The sequence below is a fragment of the Alphaproteobacteria bacterium genome (assembly GCA_015231795.1).
Lineage (GTDB): Bacteria > Pseudomonadota > Alphaproteobacteria > Rhodospirillales > WMHbin7 > WMHbin7.
The window spans coordinates 86,008-104,836 of record JADGAX010000002.1 but is presented as its reverse complement, the minus strand read 5'-3'; the positions used below and the strand labels follow the sequence as shown (position 1 = coordinate 104,836).

The window sequence follows — 18,829 nt, the reverse complement described above, 5'->3', positions numbered from 1 at the left end:
ACCGTCTTGAAAAGAGTAGATGACTCCGTGTAAATGAAGCTATCTTGTCGGTGCGGGTGGCGGTAGGCGCGCAAATAAGGCTCCTCTTGTCGGAAGCGCGCGCCGAACCCAGTTATGTATATACGGCAGTTAATCGGCCTATGCTGTGGCTTAAAGAGTTGTTGGAATGAAAATTGCCTTGATCCAGACGCCTTGGTCCGATGCCTCGGCCCGTGAATACAAGGGCGTCGCCAAGCGGTTTGCGCTTTACCCGCCCATGGGACTTTTGTGCCTAGCTGCGTCGGTGGACAAGGCCGGCCACGAAAGCGTGGTTCTGGACCTCGAGGTTGAGGAACTGCCCTTTGAAGAAGTTTGCCGCAGAGTCAAGGAAAGCGGCGCCGAACTGATCGGCATTACGGCGACTTCGCCGGTCTTTCACATCACGAGACTGTTTGCGGCAGAGTTCAAGAAGCGCCTTGGGCTGCCCATCATTGCAGGTGGTCCGCACATCAATGTGTTGCGCGAAGAGGCCTTTGCCCCCGAATTCGATTATGCCGCCGTTCTCGAGGGCCACGATACTTTGGTCGAACTGATGACGGCGCTTGAGAAGAAGGAAGCCCTAGGTGGCATAAAGGGCCTTCTTTACCGCGAGAATGGTCAGGTTCGCTATAACGGCGACCGCGCATTTACCCGCGAGCTGGATGACCTTCCCTATCCGGCTCGGTCCAAGGTTAACCCCGGCGATTACATTTTCGAAGTGCCCGGTCAGGGCGTCATCCCCGTCGCCACCATTGAGTTGACGCGCGGCTGCCCATTCAAATGCGTCTTTTGCTCCGAGCCTTCGAATACGGGACGGGCGTTGCGCAAGCGTACGCCCAGAAGCGTGGTCGACGAGATGCTGCATGTGAAGGAGCAATATGGCATCAGTCATTTCATGACGCTTGATTCCACGCTGACCCTCAATCGCAAACTGATCGAGGGCATGTGCCACGAATTGATCGCCAGAAATGTCAACGTAACCTGGGAGGGGCAGACGAGAGCCAATCTTGTTGACGAGCCGCTGCTGCGCCTGATGAAGCGCGCCGGCCTGATCAGGCTGTCCTTTGGCGTGGAGAGTGCTGACCTTGAGGTGCTGCGTTTGATGAAGAAGGAAGTAAGGCCCGAAGACATGCGCAACGCCTTTAGGCTATGCAAGCGGTTAGGCATCTCGACCTTGTGCGGCGTCATGATGGGAAATCCCGGCGACACGGTGCGCACAGTTATGAAGACAGCGCGCTTTGTGCGCTCAATTCCAGAAATTCGCTTCGCCCCAATGGCCATCGCCATTCCCTATCCGGGAACCGAACTGTTCAGCATGGCGGAAAGAGGCGAGAACGGGTTGAAGCTGCTGACCAAGGACTACACGCGCTATTCACGCTATGCCGGCGGCGTCATGGAGGTGGGTGGGTTGAAGCCCGAGGATTTGGCCAAACTGCAGCGTCGCGCCCTGTTCATCGCTCATTCCACCCCCCGGAAGGCCTGGGGGCTGGTATCGCATTTCGGCTTCGGCAATGTCGCCAGGATTGGCGCCAAGCTGATGGGGAAAGAAATCGCCTCTTGGTTTGGCCGACGCGAGAACCTGCAGCAACAGAGCGCGGCTTATGAGAATACGACTCTGAGAAGCCTAGGGGTGCATCTTGACTGACCTGCAGGCTGCGCCGCCTGTCGCCAAGTCGGATGGCATGACCTTTCCTTCTGCCAAGGAAGGCGGGAGCGCTGCGGTTTGGCAAGACGGCGCCTTTCAAACAGCGAACGGGGAAACGCGGATTCTTGTCTACAACATGGCGGAATCTGGCTGGAGCGACGAACATTCCGAGGTGAAGGAATCAATGGGCGGCGCTGACCACCCTATTGATCTGGCGTCGCGTCGTTGGACGCTTGGACAGCTTCAGTCGCATGTCGCCCAGGAAACCGATTCGACGATCCTTGAAATTGGCTTCAACGACGGGCGGCTGTTGGCGGAAATCGGACGGCTTTTTCCAAAGGCGCGGCTGATTGGCGCCGACTACGTCATTTCACTGGCGCAGCAGCGCCTGCACACTTTGCAAAACATTCCTCTGTTGCAGTTCGACCTGCGCCAAGCGCCGCTGGCCGACGGTTTTGCCGATGCCATCGTTCTGCTTAACGTGCTGGAGCACATCGATGACGATGCGCTGGCCATGCGGCAAGTGGCGCGCATGTTGAAGCCCGGCGGCGTAGCGGTGATCGAAGTGCCCGCCGGGTCCAACTTGTACGATTTCTACGACGCCTACTGGCTGCATCATCGGCGATATGACGCGGCTATGCTGCGCAGCCTGGCGCAGGCGGCGGGGTTGCAGGTGATCGAGCAGACCTTTCTGGGATCGTTGGTTTACCCGGCTTTTTGGCTGACCAAGAAAATCAGCCGGTTGCGTTTCGGCGCGGCATCAGACAAAGCCCCAGAGATTGTCGCAAAAATGAATGCCAACACGCGGTCCAGCCACTTGATGGCCTGGGTGATGGCCTTTGAGGCCCGCATGCGAAGGATGATATTTCTGCCCTTCGGCATCCGCTACGTTCTGACCTGCAGAAAAATTTAGCTTGGCCGCATAACAAAAGACAGCAGGCGATGCTTGCAAAATGTGACGTCCAGGTCAAAGAAGCGTTCACGCTCGATTTTAACCGGCCCCAGCAACTTTCTATAGTCTTCGGGTGAGCGAATGAAGCGTCCCCGGTCCAGATGGTTCAGAAAGTTGCTGATCCAGCGACCGGGCGTGAAGACGGGTTCGGCGAGCAGAATATGACCCTCTGGCTTAACCACCCTGGCGGCTTCACGCATGGCGGCCAGGGCGATGTCATCTGGCACATGGTGCAGAACGCCGACGATGACGATGAGGTCGAACGAGGCATTGCCGAAGGAAAGGCTTCTGGCGTCCATCGGCAGGAACTTTGCGTTTGCAAAGCGCTTGGCGGCGGCCTCGGTGTAGCCGGGATGGATGTCGATTCCGGTATAGTCGTTGCTGGCGAAATCGATGATCTGGCTGGCGCATGTGCCGGTCGAACAACCGATGTCCAGAATTTTCTGGTTGCCAACGCTTAGGTACTCGCTGAATTCGTCGGCGATGTCCTCGTAATGATTAATTTTCGTCTGATGCATCTCGAACATTTTTGGAGATGCCAGAACCCAATCGATCAGCGGAACAAGGAACTTCATAGACATGTTGGCGACCTTAACAATATCAGGCATCTATGCCATATGCCGTCCCTTTGTCCAGGATTATTCTAGCTGTCAGGCTAGCTAAGGCGCCAAGGGTTGACCCCTCCCCCCCTTTGCCGCTAGTTTCGGGCCTCTTTCAAGGGGGAAATAGCGTGGATTCAACCAGTCTGGGCCATTGTTTCATCACGGGCGGCGCTGGCTATATCGGCTCCAATCTAGCCGACCGCCTGCTGGCCCTGGGCCACAAGGTCACGGCCTACGACAATCTGTCGACCGGCTTCGTGGAATTCATCGCCGAAGCGCAAAAGCATCCTAATTTCAAACTGATCCGGGGCGACGTGCTCGATCTGCCCGCCATGACCCATGCGATGGCGGGGGCGGAAACGGTCTTTCATCTGGCGGCCAATGCCGATGTGCGCTTTGGCACCGATCACCCCAGGCGCGATCTGGAACAGAACACCATCGCCACCTTCAACGTGTTGGAGGCGATGCGGGCCAATGGCGTCAAACGCATCGGATTTTCGTCCACCGGCTCGGTTTACGGCGAGGCCGCCGTCATACCAACGCCCGAGGATGCGCCCTTTCCCATTCAAACCTCGCTTTACGGCGCTTCCAAGCTGGCGGGCGAGGGGCTGATCGCTGCCTATGCCGAGGGTTTCGGCCTTTCCGGCTACATCTTCCGCTTCGTCTCCGTGCTGGGAGAACGCTATACGCATGGCCATGTCTTCGATTTCATCAAGAAGTTGATGGCGGATCCCAAGCGCCTGCATATTCTGGGCGACGGGCGTCAGCGCAAATCCTACATGCATGTCGGCGATTGCATCGACGCCATGCTGCTGGCCATGACCAAGGCGCAGGAGAAGGTGAACGTCTTCAACCTGGGTTTTGACGGCTATGTCGAGGTGATCGATTCGGCCAAGGTAATTTGCGACGAGTTGGGCGTGACGCCCGAATTTACCTTCGAGGGCGGCGAGCGGGGCTGGATCGGCGACAATCCCTTCATCTGGCTTAGCCCTAAAAGGATCATGGCCTTGGGCTGGCAGCCCAAATGCAGCATCGAAGAGGGCGTGCGCCGCACCGTTCGCTGGATCAAGGCCAATCCCTGGGTGCTGGAGCGCCGTTCATGAAAATCGCCGTTCAAGGCTTGTGGCATCTGGGTTCGGTGACGGCGGCCTGTCTGGCCAAGCTGGGCCACGAAGTAGTGGGCATCGATCCCGACGCCAAGGTCGTCGCTGACCTGGGTGCTGGCAAGGCCCCTTTGTTCGAGCCGGGTCTTGACGACCTGCTGGCCGAGGGGCTGGCGGCACAGCGCCTTTCCTTCTCGACCGATCCAGCGGCAGTCAAGGGTTCTGCCGTGGTGTGGGTCACCTTCGACACGCCGGTCGATGACGACGACAATGCCGACGTCGATTACGTGGTGCGCCAGATTGAAAGCGTGTTGCCCCATATGGACGGTGGCGCGGTGCTGCTGATTTCCTCGCAGCTTTCGGCGGGCACCGCCAAGCGGTTGGAAGGATTGCTGCCAAAGGGCAAGGCCATCGGCCTGGCGGTGTCGCCCGAGAATTTGCGCCTGGGCAAGGCGATCGACGTCTTCTTGCAATCCGAGCGCATCATCGTGGGAACGCAAGCCCCTTGGGTGAAAGCCGCGCTGGAACCCATGATCGCAGGCGTCTGTCCCAACATCTTGTGGATGTCTTGCGCTTCCGCTGAGATGGTCAAACATGCGCTCAATTCCTTTCTGGCGGTCAGCGTTACCTTCGCCAATGAGGTGGCGGTGCTTTGCGAGCGCATCGGTGCCGACGCGGCGGATGTCGAAAGAGCGCTGAAGGCCGAGCCAAGAATCGGCCCCAAGGCCTATATTCGCCCAGGTTCGGCCTTCGCGGGCGGCACCTTGGCCCGCGACATCGCCTTTCTTGGGCAACTGGCCGATCAGTTCGGCACCGGCGCCGCCATGCTGAAATCGGTGCCGGGCAGCAATAACGCGCATCGACAATGGCCGCTCAGGACCCTCGAGCATTTGTGGGGCGATTTGGCCGGGCGGCGCGTGGCCATTCTTGGGCTGGCCTATAAGCCGGGCACCGACGCCGTTCGCCGCTCGTTGGGCGTGGAATTGGCGCGTGGGCTGATCGCGGCCAAGGCGCGACCCGTGGCCTATGACCCCAAGGTGGCCACGTCGCCCGTTTCCGGATTGATCCTGGCCACGTCGCTGGCCGACGCCTTGCAAGGCGTCGAAGCGGCGGTGGTCGCGACGGCCTGGCCGGAATTCAAGGATCTTTCCGAGGTCATGCTGCTGACGGGCATGGAAACGCCCCTGCTGCTTGACCCCGACCGCCATTTGGGCCATCTGGCTTCGGCGAAATCCATCCGCTACGTCACCATCGGAACGCCCGCATGACTTTGCACAACCGCACCGCCATCGTGACCGGCGCCAATCAGGGCCTGGGCTTCGCCATCGCCGAAGCGTATTTGGAGGCGGGCTTGTCCGGGCTTGCCATATGTGCCCGCGACAAAGCCAAGCTGGACGAGGCGGCAGACGCGCTTCGCGCCAAGGCCAAGCCAGGGCAGCGCGTTTTCGCGATGTCCTGCGACGTCGCCAAAACGGAACAGGTGGATGCGCTGGTGGCCGCTACCCTGGAGGAATTCGCCCACATTGATGTATTGGTCAACAATGCGGGCGTCTACGGCCCGCTTGGACCCATTGAAAGCATCGATTGGAAGGAGTGGGCCGACGCCATCGCCATCAATCTGATGGGGCTTGTCTATGTCTGCCGCGCCGTGGTGCCCGCAATGAAGGCGGCGGCTTACGGCAAGATCGTCAATCTGTCCGGCGGCGGGGCAACCAACCCGCTTCCCCGCATCAGCGCCTATGCCGCCTCGAAGGCGGGCGTGGTGCGCTTTACAGAAACCTTGGCCATGGAACTGCAAGATCACAAGATCGACGTCAACGCCATCGCTCCGGGGGTGCTGGATACGCGCTTGACCGACCAGTTGCTGGCGGCGGGACCCGAGACGGTGGGCGAGGCATTCTACAACCGCATCAAGGGCATGGTGGATTCCGGGAAAGCCTCTCCCCTGGAGAAGGCGGCGGCGCTTTGCGTTTGGCTGGCGTCAGGCGACAGCGACGGCCTGACCGGCAAGCTGATTTCGGCGCCCTGGGACCCATGGCCCGGCTTCGAGGGCCATCGCGACGACTTGGAAAATAGCGACGTTTACACGCTGCGCCGGGTGATGCCCAAGGATCGCGGCCAGGATTGGGGAGGCTGACGACATGCGCATTGCCCTGGTCGGATGCGGATTGATCGGCGCCAAGCGTCTTGCAGCCTTGGACAGGTCCGATCAGGTGGTGGCGGTTTGCGACCTGGATCAGGCGCGCGCCAAAAAGTTGGCGGCGCAATATGCCGGCGCCGAAATCGTGGCCGATCCCTTGGCTCTGTGCGCTTACGCCAAGGCGGACGCCGTCGTTATCGCCGTCACCCATGACAATCTCGCCCTTTTGGCCGAGGCGGCGGCCAAGCATGGCAAGCATGTGATGCTGGAAAAGCCTGGCGCTCGCCGCCCCCGCGAGCTTGATCCCGTCATTGCCGCCGCAAAGGCGGCGGGCGTAACGGTGAAGGTGGGGTTCAATCACCGTTTTCACCCGGCCATGCTAAAAGCGCGCGAGATTTTCGATTCCGGCGAACCGGGGCCGGTCATGTTCATTCGCGGGCGCTACGGCCATGGGGGACGCGTCGGCTACGAAAAGGAATGGCGCTTCGACGCCAACGTTTCGGGCGGCGGCGAGTTGCTGGACCAGGGATCGCATCTGATCGATCTGTCCCGTTGGTTCATGGGCGATTTCGCCCGCTGCTGGGGCCGCGCCCCTCGCTATTTCTGGCAAGGCGACGTCGATGACAACGCCTTCATGGCCCTGGAAAGCGCAAGCGGGGCCATGGCCTGGCTGCATGCCGGGTGGAGCGAATGGAAGAACATCTTCTCGCTGGAAATCATGTGCCGGAACGCCAAATTGCAGATCGACGGGCTGGGCGGCAGTTACGGCGTGGAAAGTCTTACCCATTATAAAATGCTGCCGGAAATGGGGCCGCCCGAAACCACGAAATACGAATACCCTTTCCCGGACAAGTCCTGGCAGTTGGAGTGGGCCGAGTTCAAATCGGCGATCGCCGAGAAGCGCAGGCCGCTTAGCGATCTGGAAGACGCCAAGGCCGTGCTGGCCGTGGTGGAAGGCATTTACGAAAGGAACCAAGCGCCATGATCATCGTGCGCAGCCCGCTTCGCATCACACTTGGCGGCGGCGGAACCGATCTGCCGTCCTACTACCGAAATCACGGCGGCTTCTTGATGGCGGCGGCGATCGACCGCTATGTCTACATCACGCTGCATCAAACCTTCGTCGAAGACCTGATCGTGAAATACTCGAAGACCGAGCGCGTCTCGGACGTCGGCGATATCGAACATCCCATCGTGCGCGAGGCCTTCCGCTTGTCCGGCGTCGATGGCCGCTTCCTGGAAATGACCAGCATGGCCGACATCCCGGCCGGTACGGGGCTGGGCAGTTCGGGCAGTTTCACCACGGCGCTTCTGAAGGCGCTTTACACCTTCACCAAGCGCCAATTGTCGCCCGCCGAAGTGGCGGAACTGGCCTGCAAGATCGAGATCGACATACTGGGCGAGCCGATCGGCAAGCAGGACCAATATGCGGCGGCTTACGGCGGCGTCACCTGCTTTCGCTACCACCCCAGCAATGCCGTGGAGGCCTGGCCGCTGCCGATCAGCCGCGAGACGCTTTACAATCTGGAAGACAATCTGATGCTGTTCTTCACCGGATTCTCGCGCCAGGCGTCAAGCATCCTGAAGGAGCAAGACGACAAAAGCCGATCGATGGATCAAGGCATGATCGACAATCTGCATTTCGTCAAGGAACTGGGCGAGCGCAGCCTGAAGTCGTTCGAAACCGGCGATCTGGAGGAATTCGGGCGCATCATGCATGAACATTGGCTGCACAAGAAGCAGCGTTCGAAATCGATGAGCAATCCTGAAATTGACAATTGGTACAATCTGGGCATGAAGAACGGCGCCGTGGGCGGCAAGCTGGTAGGCGCGGGCGGCGGCGGTTTCTTGATGTTCTACGCGCATGACAAAACCCGCCTGCGCCACGCCATGACCGAGGCGGGCCTGAAGGAAGTGCGTTTCCGCTTCGATTTCGAAGGCACCAAGGTCGTCGTTCAGTAATGACCGGACCCCTGCCTCCCCTTGTCATTCTGGCGGGCGGCAAGGCCTCGCGCCTGATGCCGCTGACCAGGGATATTCCCAAATCCCTGCTGCCGGTGGCGGGCGAGCCGTTTCTCGCCCATCAACTGCGCCTGGTCGCAGGGCAGGGCATTAAACGCGTCGTCATGGCCATCGGCCATCTGGCCGATCAGATCAAGGCGTTCGCCGGTGATGGCGGGTCCTTTGGGCTTGAAATCACTTACAGTCTGGATGGCGCGCAGCCCCTGGGCACCGGGGGAGCGCTGAAGCAGGCGCTGACTCAACTTCCGGGCGCTCATGACCTGCTGGTCATGTATGGCGATTCCTACCTGGAAACGCCGTTTTCCCAACTGGTTGACGCCTATCGCCGATCGGGCAAATCGGCCTTGATGACGGTGTGGCAAAACGACAACCGGTTTGGCCTTAGCAACGCCCGCTTCGAGGCCGGAAGGCTGATCGACTATTCGAAGACCAAGCGCGACCCATTGTTCAAGCATATAGATTGGGGTTTGTCGGTGATCAACAGGCAAGCCCTGGCGGAGGCGCCGCAAGCCTTCGATCTGGCCGATCTGTTCGGGCTTCTGCTGGACAAGGGCGATCTGGTCGGTTACGAGGTGGATCGCCGCTTTTACGAGATAGGCTCTTTCGCGGGCCTGGCGGACTTGAACGCGCATCTGAACGAGGGACGGCCCATGAGTGCCAGCGACTACACCAACGCCTATATTGGCGAAGCGATCCAGATTCTCAACATGATCGACGCCAAGGCCATCGACAGCATGGTCGACCACGTGGCCGACATCCGGGCCAATGGCGGGCGGTTGTTCTTTCTGGGCGTTGGCGGCGGGGCGGGCAATTGCGCGCATGCGGTCAATGATTTTCGCAAAATCGCGGGCGTCGAATCCTATGCGCCCACCGACAATGTCTCGGAACTGACGGCCAGGATCAATGACGATGGCTGGGACAGCAGCTTTGCCGAATGGCTGAAGGGATCGCGCATCGGCCCCAAGGACGGCGTGTTCGTCTTTTCGGTGGGCGGCGGCAACGCCGAAAAGGGGGTCAGCATGAATATCGTGCGCGCCCTTGAAACCGCCCGCGCCAACGGCGCCAAGATCTTGGGCGTGGTTGGCCGCGATGGCGGCTCGACGGCCAAGATGGCAGATGCTTGCGTGGTCATTCCCGTGGTCAATCCCAACACCATCACGCCGCACACCGAAGCCTTCCAGGGCGTCGTTTGGCATATGATCGTCACCCATCCCCGCCTCAAAGACCGCGAGATGAAATGGGAATCGGTAGGAAAATAACGCGCAAAGCCGTATTTCTAGATCGCGACGGCGTCATCAATCCCAATGTCTGGAACGAGGCGGCCAAAGCCTTCGAGTCTCCGCACCGGGTGGAAGACTTTCGCCTGAATCCGGGCGCTGCCCAGGCCATGCGCGATTTGCAAAAGGCGGGTTACGCGTTGATCGTCGTCACCAACCAGCCCAGCTACGCCAAAAACAAGAAGACGCCGCTGGAAGCCATTACGGCGATCAATGACCGGCTTCGTTTCGATTTGGCGCAAGAAGGCGTGTCGCTGAAGGCGGTCTTCACCTGCCTGCACCATCCCGAATCGACCCTGCCCGGTTATGGCGTCTGCGCCTGCCGAAAACCCAGTCCCTATTTCCTGCTGCAGGCCGAGCGTTGGTTCGGCATCGATCTGCACGCGTCATGGATGGTGGGCGACCGGGCGACCGACATCGCTTGTGCCCAGGGTGCTGGGGTCAAGGCGATTCAAGTTTCGGGTCAGGGCGAAGCTGGCGCCGACCCCAGGCCCTTGGCCCATGTGCAGGATTTGACGCAAGCGGCGGCGCTCATTCTTCAATCCGCTTAAAGCGGGCGGCAAAAAAGCCGTCCATGCCGCCCCTGTCCGCCCACATGTCGGGGAAGGTGCGCAAGAAGCCCTCTTTTGTGATGGCGCCTTCAGGCAATCCGGCAATTTCGTCGGCGCAGATGGGGTCGATCACTAGGCTAGGCGGGGCCTGCCTTGCAATGGCCTCGCCTTCGGCCTTGGACAGCGAACAGACGCAATAGACCAGCTTGCCGCCCGTTTTAAGCATCTTGGCGGCGTTGGCCAGCAGCTTTGCTTGGCTTTCCTGCATACCTGCTACATCGCTTTGGCGCTTCAAATGCAGGGCGTCGGGATGACGGCGCAGCGTGCCGGTGGCGGTGCAGGGCGCATCCAGCAGCACGGCGTCTTGCGCTAAGCCGGGCTTCCAACTGGCGGCGTCGGCGGTGATCAGGCGTGCTTGCAGATGCAGGCGGGCCAGATTCTCGCGCATTCTGGGCAGTTTTCCGTCGGCTTTCTCAACGGCGGTGATCTCGGCCCCCAGGGCTGCCAACTGAACCGTTTTTCCGCCGGGGGCGGCGCACAGGTCGGCCACCTTCAGCCCCCGCACTTCGCCCAGCAGGCGCACCGGCAGGGCGGCGGCGGCATCTTGCACCCACCAAGCCCCTTCCTTGAAGCCGGGCAGTTCGGTGACCGGGCCGGGCTTCATCAGGCGGAGCGATCCGGTGGGCAGGGTCTCGGCGCCCAGTGCCTCGGCCCATTTCTCAGCGTCTGCCGTCACGCATAGATCAAGCGGCGCTTCTTGCAGGCTGGCCTTGGCGATCAGCCCGGCCTTGTCTGCGCCCCAGTCTTGCACCCAGTCTTGCCACAACCAGTCTGGTATGCAGGTTCTATCCAGATCCAAGGCTGCCAGCATGGCCCTGCCGTCGCGTCCGATACGGCGCAAAACGGCGTTGACCAGCCCTTTGTAGTTGGCGGGCGCCAGCTCGACGGCTGTAGCCACCGCCGCATGCGGGGGTAAATCGAGAAACAAGAGTTGGGCGATGCCCAGTCTTAAGGCCATGCTGGCCGGTTCGCCACGCTGTCCAAGCGGTTTGTCGACGCATTGGCCGATCAGGTCGTCGATGGCGTTCAGGCGGCGCAGGGTGGTGGCGGCCAAATGGCGGGCCAGCCCGCGGTCGCGCACCGGCAGCAGCTTGAAAGCGGGGCTTGCGTCCAGCGCCGTGTCCAACGGCTTGCGATAAGTCAGAACGGCGCGGATCAGATCAAGCGCCGCTTGCCTGGAAACCAGACCTTGCGCGCTCATCCCCAGGGACCGCGCGGGCGTTGCGCTGCGGCGGGCCGGGATTCTGGCTGCATGGCCCGCAAACGGGCGATGCGATTATCCATGCTGGGATGTGTTGAGAACAGGTTGTCCATTCCTTTTCCGGAAAGTGGATTGACGATAAACATGTGCGCCGTGGCGGGGTTCGCCTCGGCATCGCGGTTGGGAATGACGTGGGCGGCGGCCTCAAGCCTGCCCAAGGCTTGGGCCAGCCAGAGGGGCTGGCCGCAAATCGCTGCGCCCTCGCGGTCGGCTTCGTATTCGCGGGATCTGGAAATGGCCATCTGCACCAACATGGCGGCAATGGGGGCCAGGATCGCGGCCAGGATGGTGCCCACGGCGCCCAAAGGGCTGCCGCCGCCTTCTTCGCTGCTGGAACGCGACCCGCCGAAGAAGAAAGCGAAATTGGCCAGCATGCCGACGGCGCCCGCGATGGTGGCGGCAATGGTCATGACCAGCGTGTCGTGGTTTTTGACATGCGCCAGCTCATGGGCCATGACGCCCGCGATTTCCTCGGGGCTTAACAAATTCAAAAGGCCGGTGGTGGCCGCCACGGCGGCGTTTTCCGGATTGCGCCCGGTGGCGAAGGCGTTGGGTTGTGGATTGTCGATCAGATAAACCCTGGGCATCGGCAATTGGGCGTTGCGGGCCAGCTGGGCCACGATCTGATACAGTTCCGGCGCGTCGTTGGGGCCGACTTCCCTGGCTCCGTACATCGACAACACCATATTCCCCGAATTCCAATAGGCGAACAGGTTGGTGGCCAGCGCCAGGCCCAGGGCCATCAGCATGCCGGTCTCGCCGCCGATCAGAAAGCCGACGGTCAGGAACAGGCCGGTCATGCCGGCAAGGAGAAGAGCGGTTTTCGCGTATCCCATGGGGCTAGGAATAGTGAAGAGAGGGTTTCGATTCAAGGGGGAGCTTGCAGGCTCAGGCGTTGACACAGGTAATCGGCGACACGCGCCGAACCTTTGGCCGTCAAGTGCGCGCCGTCATAGGCGTCGCCATCTTCCAAGGACAGATCGGCGCTCAGATCGAAGCAGACCATCTTCTGGGCCGCGCAATACGACATAGTACGTTTGGCCAACGCGCGCAGGCGGATAAATTGACGGACGTCACCCCACACCTTGCCGCCCTCTACGCGATAATTGGCCGAATTCTGCGTCACGAAAATCGGTTGAGCGCCAAAGGCTTGGGTTTTGGCATTGAGATGCCCCAGACGGGTCTCAAACGAGGCAAGCTCGCTTTGCAAGCGCTCCTCCTCTTGAGCCCTAAGGGCGAGAAAGGCTTGCGAATTGAGGGCCAGGGCTTCTGGCGCCGCCTTGGCAAGCCGATCATCGACGGCTTTGTCGCCCCGAAACCCGGCGCTTGTCGGTCTGGTTTGGGCGCTGGGCATTTCGCCCCTGCGCCAAGCCTTCAGGTTGGATCTCGCATCGGAGAACAGGCGGTTGAGCGCGCTGTTCATCTTGATCCAGTTTTGCAGATTTTTCCAAGGCGGCGGAGGTTTGTTGGTTTCGAAATACCTGCGCACGTCGTCACTGTCGTCGCGATCCGCCAAATCCATCTCGGTAACGCCGAAATAGGCCAGGACCCATTTGGGCTTCAGGCCCGGAATGTGATTGAACCAAAGGTCGAAGTTACGAGCCAGGCCGCGAAGGGTTTGCCCGGTTACGCCTGCATTGGCGGTCTTTACTTTTGCGCCCTTCTTATTCAAGCAGGCGTTCAATTGGTCGACCCAGGTTTCGCCCTCTGCCACGTTGCGCTGATCGGTGCTGCTGTTGCCGATGACCAGCAGGTCGATTTCCCTTGGATGGCCGAAGGACCCGCGCAGACCGTAGTAATCGCGTCTATAACGAATCGGACCCTCATGCTGGTAGTGTTCAGAGACGTCGATCGTCCAGTCGACGCTACGGATGATGCCTAAATTCCATAGCCCCGGCGCTTTGAACCATGAACCGAAAAACAGCTCTACAGACAGAATAAAGCCCAGCATGACGCCTAGGCCCAGCCAAGGAAAATAGCGATGGTTGCGTCTCGGCATCGCTAGAACCTGAAATAGAGAAATTCAGATTGAGCCTGCATGACGATCATGGCCAGCGCCATGCCGCCCATGCCGCCCAACAGAATGCCCCAAGCGCGTGCGGGTTTCCAAGCAAGTGGCTTGTTGGCGCCCTCAAGCATGATTTCCTGACTGTTTGGAGCCAGAACCGCTAGGCTCAGCAGGCCGACGATCCAGGCCCAGCCCTGTAACGGTTCCAGCCCATCAAATTGAGGCAGGTTCTCGCCAGCGCCAAGAAACATGCCACGCCATAGGGCAATCGCAGCATCAAAATTCTCGGCCCTGAAGGGTACCCAAGCCAGCACGACGAAGATGAAGGTGATTCCCCAGCTCAGCCAGCGGGGAAGCGCAAGAAATTTCCCTGGCCCCAGGCGCCAGAGATGATTGACCACCAACCCAAGTCCATGCAGACCTCCCCACAGAACGAAGGTCCAGGCCGCCCCATGCCACAGGCCGCCGATCAGCATGGTCAACATCAGATTGATCAGGCGGCGGGTTGGCCCCTGCCGGTTGCCGCCCAGCGGAATGTAAAGATAGTCGCGCAGAAATCGCGACAGCGTCATGTGCCAGCGCCGCCAGAAATCGATGAGTGAAGCGGCTTTGTAAGGCGAGTTGAAGTTAATCGGAAAATCGATGCCGAACATGCGGGCCAGACCGACCGCCATGTCGGAATATCCCGAGAAGTCGAAGTAGAGTTGCAGGGTAAAAGCCAGGGCCCCCATCCAGGCGTCTGTCGGGCCTAGCGACGCGCCTTGCGCCGCAGCGTCGAAAGCGGGAGCTACGTAGACCGCCACGCCGTCCGCCAGCACTACCTTCTTGAACAGGCCCAACAGAAAAATGCTGAGGCCAAGCGTCAAATCGTTCAAATTTCCCAGATTGCGCTGACGTCGTTCAAACTGCGGCATCATATCCTTGTGGTGCAGGATCGGGCCGGCGACCAAATGCGGAAAGAACGTGACGAACAGCAAATAATGGCCAAAGCGGTATTCCCTGGCCTTGCCGCTGTAGGCGTCAACCAGGAAGGCGATTTGCGTAAAGGTGTAAAAGGAAATGCCGATCGGCAACGCCACCTGGATTTCAGGAAGGCCCGCCACGCCCATCAGGCCAAGGCTATCCAGCAGGAACCCCGCATATTTGAAATAGCCTAGCAAAGCAAGGTTGCCGATAATGCCCAGGGCAAGCAGGCTTCGCGAGGGGCGTTGCGCTAGGCCCGTGCCGACCAGAAAATTGAAACAGATAGACGCCAGAATCAGCGGCAACAAGCGCAGGGGATCGTCCCAGCCGTAGAAAGCGAGCGAGATTATACCCAGCCACAGCGCAATCCAACTGGATCGCTTTGCCCGTTCCAGCAAACGGCACCCCACCAGTGCAATCGGCAGGAAGACGAATAGGAAAGAAAGCGAATTGAACAACATGAGATAAGCGCAAATGATGGTGGCGGGGGTCACGGTGTCGGAAAGTTCCCGTCATAGCAAGGGGTTTCTTCCTGTAAAAGGTTGCAAAGAGACCCCACATCGACGACCATGAGGGGGCTAAGGAAGGAAGCATACGCAGGTCATGAACTTTTTGACCGTCACCATCGTCATTTTCATCGTCGCGCTGATCGGCGTTTTCGCCGTGGCGTTGATCGTCTATCTGTCGTCGCTGGTCAAAAGCGCCTATCAGATCAAGATCGAAATGCGCAACGACTTGGAGGAAGGCCTAAAAAGGGCAGACGAGGAGTTGAACAAGCGCTCGCGCTGGATCAAGCGCGAATTGTTGGACGAGATCGAGCGGATCAAGGGCGGCATGCAAGCCGACATCACCAATCGCGGCATCACCATCTTGGAAGAAACGCGCAAGATGGTGGCCGGGGCGGAGGAAGGGTTGCGCCACGATCTAGCGGAAACCAACCGGCTGCTGGGCGAGGCGCGCGATTTGCTCTACGCCCTGGACCACAAGGTCAAGTCCCTGCGCCGGGAGGCGCATGGCGGGGCTGCGCCCGCCGACGCGCAGGCGGCGAAATCAGCCGCCGAAGGCGCCGCCCCGTCGACGCCCGCTCTGCCGCCGCCATCCGGGTCGGTCGCCGCCCCGTTGCCTGCCGGTTCGCCCAAGCCTGCCCAAGCTGCTTCGGCGCCGTCCTAACCCATGGAACGCAAGCGAATCCTTTTGATCGGCGTTGCCGCCGCCATTCTGCTGGTGGGGGCGGTAGTGCTGCTCGGCCTTAGAAAGCCCAGGGGTCCGGACTGTTCGCTGATCGCCAAGGCACAAACGCAAGCCGGGCGACCGGTGGTGGCCTTGGCCCCTTTGCTGGGCGACGATTCGAAGGGCCTGCAGGCCGAAACGGTCGTCAAGAAAATGTCGGAACTGGTCGATGTGGCCCGCGTGCCTTCACCCCTGCCCGATTTTTCGAAGGCATCGGTGCCAGATGCCGTCAAGCAGGCGCAGGAATCGTCGCAAGTCTGGCTGGGCTGCGGCGCGGTAGCCGCCGTCTGGGGCTTGGTCGAGCACGAAAGCGACAAAATAATCGAGGAAAAGCGGGGCAAGAAGCCGGTCACCAAACCCGTCTATGTCATCGCCTTGTGGGTGACGACCGGGCCGGACTCGACGATCCAAATTCCCCGCACCCGCGATGGCCGCGAGGCGGGCGAGGCCGCCTTCAAGGCTTGGAGCGAAAAAGAGCGAAAGAACGCCCAAAGCGCGCAAGAAAAGACGCAGGAACCCGGCCAGGAAGAAAAGAGCGCGCCGCCAGCCCCGCAAAAGCCTGAGGAAAAACCGGCGGATAATCCCGAAGAAAAACCGCCGGTTCAGGAAAAGCCCTGATCATTAGCCGATCGGAATAGGGATGTTGCCGGACTGTAACCTGTTTCGGCTTGATTCCCAGGCCCACCCCGCCCCACACTCGGGGCTATCGACAAGCGAGGACAAGATGGCCGGCAAGGTTGGCAGCGAAGGCGTTTACGCCAATGGGGTGGAAGAGATCGTGGCCGAAATGCGCGCCACCTTCTTGGAAGAGGCCGCCGATCAATTGCGCTCGTTGGAAATGCTGCTGTCCGAGGTGCGCCAAGGGCGAAAACCGGTGGACGAATTGGTGCGCGAGGTCAGGCGCATCGCGATCACCTTCAAATCGCAGGGCGGAACCTTGGACGTGAAAGCGGTCATCGCCCTGGCGCACCGTATGGAAGACTATTTCGCCGAAACGAAATACATGCCGCCGCGAGCGCTCGACGACGTTCAGCGCTTCATCGAGATTGCGCTTGATTTGATGGAGGGCGGAAAAGCAAAGGAAGCCGATCCCGCCATGCTGGTGCGCAAGCTGCCTGCCAAGATCGGTTTCGACATCGGCGACATCCAGGTGCGCAACGTCGAAATCATGCTGGTCATGCTGCACGGCACGGCAACCCATTATGTCGAGCGCGAATTGCAGCAGTGCGGCTATCGCACTGTCCTGGCCACCAACACGTTGGAAGCGCTGTCGATGATCTTGCACACCAAGCCGGACATGGTGCTGATCTCGGCGGTGATGCCGGAATTGTCGGGCATCGATCTGGCCATCGGCTTGGCCAACATGCCCAGCACGCGCAACATTCCTACCGCGCTGATCACCAGCCTGCCCCCCGAGGACGAGTATCTGAAGCTGGTGCCCAAGAAGGTGCCGGTGATTCGCAAAGGCCCCTCTTTCGGCGACGATCTGGCCCAGGCGCTGGATCAGCTGTTCCTGATTTAGGGTTGTCGGTGGCCATCTCGCCGACCAGTCTTGACTGTTTGGCTGTCCAGGCAGACAGATTCCCCGACCGTCTCGCCATCGAGGTTTTCGCCAATCGGATCAGTTGGCGTTCATTCCACCAAGATGCCAAACGTTTTTCCCACGCCCTGCACGGCATCGGCGTGCAAAAGGGCCAGATCGTCGCCGTCTCGCATCCCGACCCGTATGTGCATTGGCTGCTGCTGATCGCTTGCGAAACGCTGGGCGCCGTTTCGGCCAGCTTCCTGGCCAGCGAGGAGAACGAGGGCGAATCGCTGGCTGATTTGCTGGCCCTGGCGCAGTTTGCGCTAAGCCCTGACAAACCGACGATTTCGGGAAGTTATCGTCACCAACGCCTCGATAGCGATTGGTTGCGCCAGGTTTTCACCCTGGCCGATCCCTTGGCCCTGGATCATCCGCAAGAGCCATTCGAAGATTCCCGCCCGCTTCGCCTCAACCGCTCGTCAGGCACGACGGGCAGGCCGAAGCTGATGATGATGACCTCGGCCATGCAGGATTTCTGGATCCGCCACGTCCAGGAATTGGAGACCATTTCATCCAACGCCCGCCTTCTGGTCGCCTATCCCTTTACCGTCAACGCCGCCTATTGTCGGGCCATGGCCTGCCTGCGCCAGGGCGGGCAAACGATTTTCGCCAAAGCCGACGAGGCGCTGGCCAAGGGCGACATTACGCATCTATGGATTCTTCCCGGGCTGTTGGGCGAAACGATGGAGCGGCTTCCTGCCGACCTGCGCAAACTGACGGACCTGCGCCTGACCACTTGCGGCGGCGCTTTTTCGAAGGCCCTAAGGAAGAAAACGCTGGAACGGCTTGGCTGCGACATCTTGTTCGGCTATGGCGCGAATGAAGTCGGAAGTGCTGTCTGTCTGATCGATCCGCAAGGGGTGGGAACGCCATGTCCGGGCATCGGATTGCGGATTGTCGACAAGGAAGGGCAAGAGGTGGCCGAGGGCGCTTTGGGCATGATCGAGCTGCAAACGCCGGGACTGGTTTATGGATATCTGAACGACGATTTGGCGTCGCGCTCGGCCTTCCATGACGGCTGGTTCAGAAGCGGCGACATCGGCCAGCGCTTGGCGGACAATCGCTTTCGCCTGCAGGGCCGCAGCGATGAGATGATGAACATCGGCGGCGTCAAGATCGCCCCCGACCAATTGGAGCAACGCCTGCGCAAGGCGGTTCCTGCCTTGCGAGACGTCGTCGCCGTTTCGGCGCCGGATGGCGATGGCGTCGAAAGATTGTGCCTGGCGGTCATTCTGGAGCCGGGCGAAAGCATGACCCAGATCGCGCCAGAACTGGCGGCGCATATTGCGAAAGAGGCGGGGCAGGTCACTGCCAAGGCAGTGAAGGCGCTGCCAAAAACCGCCAATGGCAAATTGCGTCGCGTCGAGGTCAGGCGGATGTTTTCGCAACAGGCGAAAGCGTGAGCGCAAGCC

The 18,829-nt window shown here is 60.2% G+C and carries 18 protein-coding genes and 1 pseudogene; 14 read left to right on the top strand and 5 right to left on the bottom strand.

What is annotated here, in order from left to right:
• The first annotated feature begins 166 nt into the window (after window positions 1-166).
• Window positions 167-1,663, top strand: a complete 1,497-nt coding sequence (locus HQL44_04755) for a radical SAM protein (protein ID MBF0267878.1) — start codon at window positions 167-169, stop codon at window positions 1,661-1,663.
• Window positions 1,656-2,576 (top strand): class I SAM-dependent methyltransferase, encoded by a 921-nt coding sequence (locus HQL44_04750; protein ID MBF0267877.1) that lies wholly within the window; start codon window positions 1,656-1,658, stop codon window positions 2,574-2,576. The genes HQL44_04755 and HQL44_04750 overlap by 8 nt, the downstream gene beginning before the upstream one ends.
• On the opposite strand, the gene HQL44_04745 is transcribed toward HQL44_04750, so the two are convergent.
• Window positions 2,573-3,223 (bottom strand): class I SAM-dependent methyltransferase, encoded by a 651-nt coding sequence (locus tag HQL44_04745; protein MBF0267876.1) that lies wholly within the window; start codon window positions 3,221-3,223, stop codon window positions 2,573-2,575. The two genes, HQL44_04750 and HQL44_04745, sit on opposite strands and share 4 nt — an antisense overlap.
• Before the next feature lie 2 nt (window positions 3,224-3,225).
• Between HQL44_04745 and HQL44_04740 the strand changes: the two genes are divergently transcribed.
• The 8 genes and pseudogenes from HQL44_04740 (at window position 3,226) to HQL44_04705 (ending at window position 10,310) form a co-directional block, all read left to right on the top strand.
• The gene (locus HQL44_04740; protein MBF0267875.1) at window positions 3,226-4,320 is read left to right on the top strand and encodes an NAD-dependent epimerase/dehydratase family protein; all 1,095 of its coding nucleotides are present in this window, start codon (window positions 3,226-3,228) and stop codon (window positions 4,318-4,320) included.
• Window positions 4,317-5,588: a UDP-glucose/GDP-mannose dehydrogenase family protein gene (locus HQL44_04735; GenBank protein ID MBF0267874.1), complete on the top strand. Its 1,272-nt coding sequence runs from the start codon at window positions 4,317-4,319 to the stop codon at window positions 5,586-5,588. Before HQL44_04740 ends, HQL44_04735 begins: the two co-directional genes overlap by 4 nt.
• Window positions 5,585-6,457 (top strand): SDR family oxidoreductase, encoded by an 873-nt coding sequence (locus tag HQL44_04730; GenBank protein MBF0267873.1) that lies wholly within the window; start codon window positions 5,585-5,587, stop codon window positions 6,455-6,457. The genes HQL44_04735 and HQL44_04730 overlap by 4 nt, the downstream gene beginning before the upstream one ends.
• Window positions 6,458-6,461: 4 nt before the next feature.
• Entirely contained in the window at window positions 6,462-7,445 is a 984-nt protein-coding gene (locus tag HQL44_04725) for a Gfo/Idh/MocA family oxidoreductase (GenBank protein MBF0267872.1), read from the top strand.
• Complete coding sequence (locus HQL44_04720; GenBank protein ID MBF0267871.1) at window positions 7,442-8,422, top strand: galactokinase; 981 nt, start codon at window positions 7,442-7,444, stop codon at window positions 8,420-8,422. Before HQL44_04725 ends, HQL44_04720 begins: the two co-directional genes overlap by 4 nt.
• Window positions 8,422-9,120 (top strand): annotated as a pseudogene (locus HQL44_04715) (NTP transferase domain-containing protein). The gene HQL44_04720 and the pseudogene HQL44_04715 overlap by 1 nt, the downstream one beginning before the upstream one ends.
• Window positions 9,121-9,132: 12 nt before the next feature.
• On the top strand, window positions 9,133-9,741 hold the full coding sequence (locus HQL44_04710; protein MBF0267870.1) for an SIS domain-containing protein: 609 nt from the start codon (window positions 9,133-9,135) through the stop codon (window positions 9,739-9,741).
• On the top strand, window positions 9,720-10,310 hold the full coding sequence (locus HQL44_04705; GenBank protein MBF0267869.1) for an HAD-IIIA family hydrolase: 591 nt from the start codon (window positions 9,720-9,722) through the stop codon (window positions 10,308-10,310). The genes HQL44_04710 and HQL44_04705 overlap by 22 nt, the downstream gene beginning before the upstream one ends.
• On the opposite strand, the gene HQL44_04700 is transcribed toward HQL44_04705, so the two are convergent.
• Genes HQL44_04700 through HQL44_04685 form a run of 4 tightly spaced genes read right to left on the bottom strand, consistent with a single transcriptional unit; the run spans window position 10,291 to window position 15,063 of the window.
• Window positions 10,291-11,571, bottom strand: coding sequence for a hypothetical protein (locus HQL44_04700; protein MBF0267868.1), 1,281 nt, complete (start codon window positions 11,569-11,571; stop codon window positions 10,291-10,293). The genes HQL44_04705 and HQL44_04700 overlap by 20 nt on opposite strands.
• On the bottom strand, window positions 11,568-12,467 hold the full coding sequence (gene htpX, locus HQL44_04695) for a zinc metalloprotease HtpX (GenBank protein MBF0267867.1): 900 nt from the start codon (window positions 12,465-12,467) through the stop codon (window positions 11,568-11,570). The genes HQL44_04700 and htpX overlap by 4 nt, the downstream gene beginning before the upstream one ends.
• Window positions 12,468-12,499: 32 nt before the next feature.
• Window positions 12,500-13,630 (bottom strand): hypothetical protein, encoded by a 1,131-nt coding sequence (locus HQL44_04690; protein ID MBF0267866.1) that lies wholly within the window; start codon window positions 13,628-13,630, stop codon window positions 12,500-12,502.
• A gap of 2 nt (window positions 13,631-13,632) precedes the next feature.
• Complete coding sequence (locus HQL44_04685; GenBank protein MBF0267865.1) at window positions 13,633-15,063, bottom strand: MBOAT family protein; 1,431 nt, start codon at window positions 15,061-15,063, stop codon at window positions 13,633-13,635.
• Between the two features lie 142 nt (window positions 15,064-15,205).
• Here HQL44_04685 and HQL44_04680 point away from each other — a divergent pair, with 142 nt between their 5' ends.
• The 4 genes from HQL44_04680 to HQL44_04665 all read left to right on the top strand — a co-directional run bounded on the left by HQL44_04680 (window position 15,206) and on the right by HQL44_04665 (window position 18,820).
• Window positions 15,206-15,772, top strand: a complete 567-nt coding sequence (locus HQL44_04680) for a hypothetical protein (GenBank protein MBF0267864.1) — start codon at window positions 15,206-15,208, stop codon at window positions 15,770-15,772.
• A 3-nt stretch (window positions 15,773-15,775) separates the two neighbouring features.
• Window positions 15,776-16,450 (top strand): hypothetical protein, encoded by a 675-nt coding sequence (locus HQL44_04675; protein ID MBF0267863.1) that lies wholly within the window; start codon window positions 15,776-15,778, stop codon window positions 16,448-16,450.
• A gap of 106 nt (window positions 16,451-16,556) precedes the next feature.
• Complete coding sequence (locus HQL44_04670) at window positions 16,557-17,354, top strand: Hpt domain-containing protein (protein ID MBF0267862.1); 798 nt, start codon at window positions 16,557-16,559, stop codon at window positions 17,352-17,354.
• Window positions 17,355-17,362: 8 nt separating this feature from the next.
• The gene (locus tag HQL44_04665; GenBank protein ID MBF0267861.1) at window positions 17,363-18,820 is read left to right on the top strand and encodes an acyl--CoA ligase; all 1,458 of its coding nucleotides are present in this window, start codon (window positions 17,363-17,365) and stop codon (window positions 18,818-18,820) included.
• The last annotated feature ends 9 nt before the right edge of the window (window positions 18,821-18,829 follow it).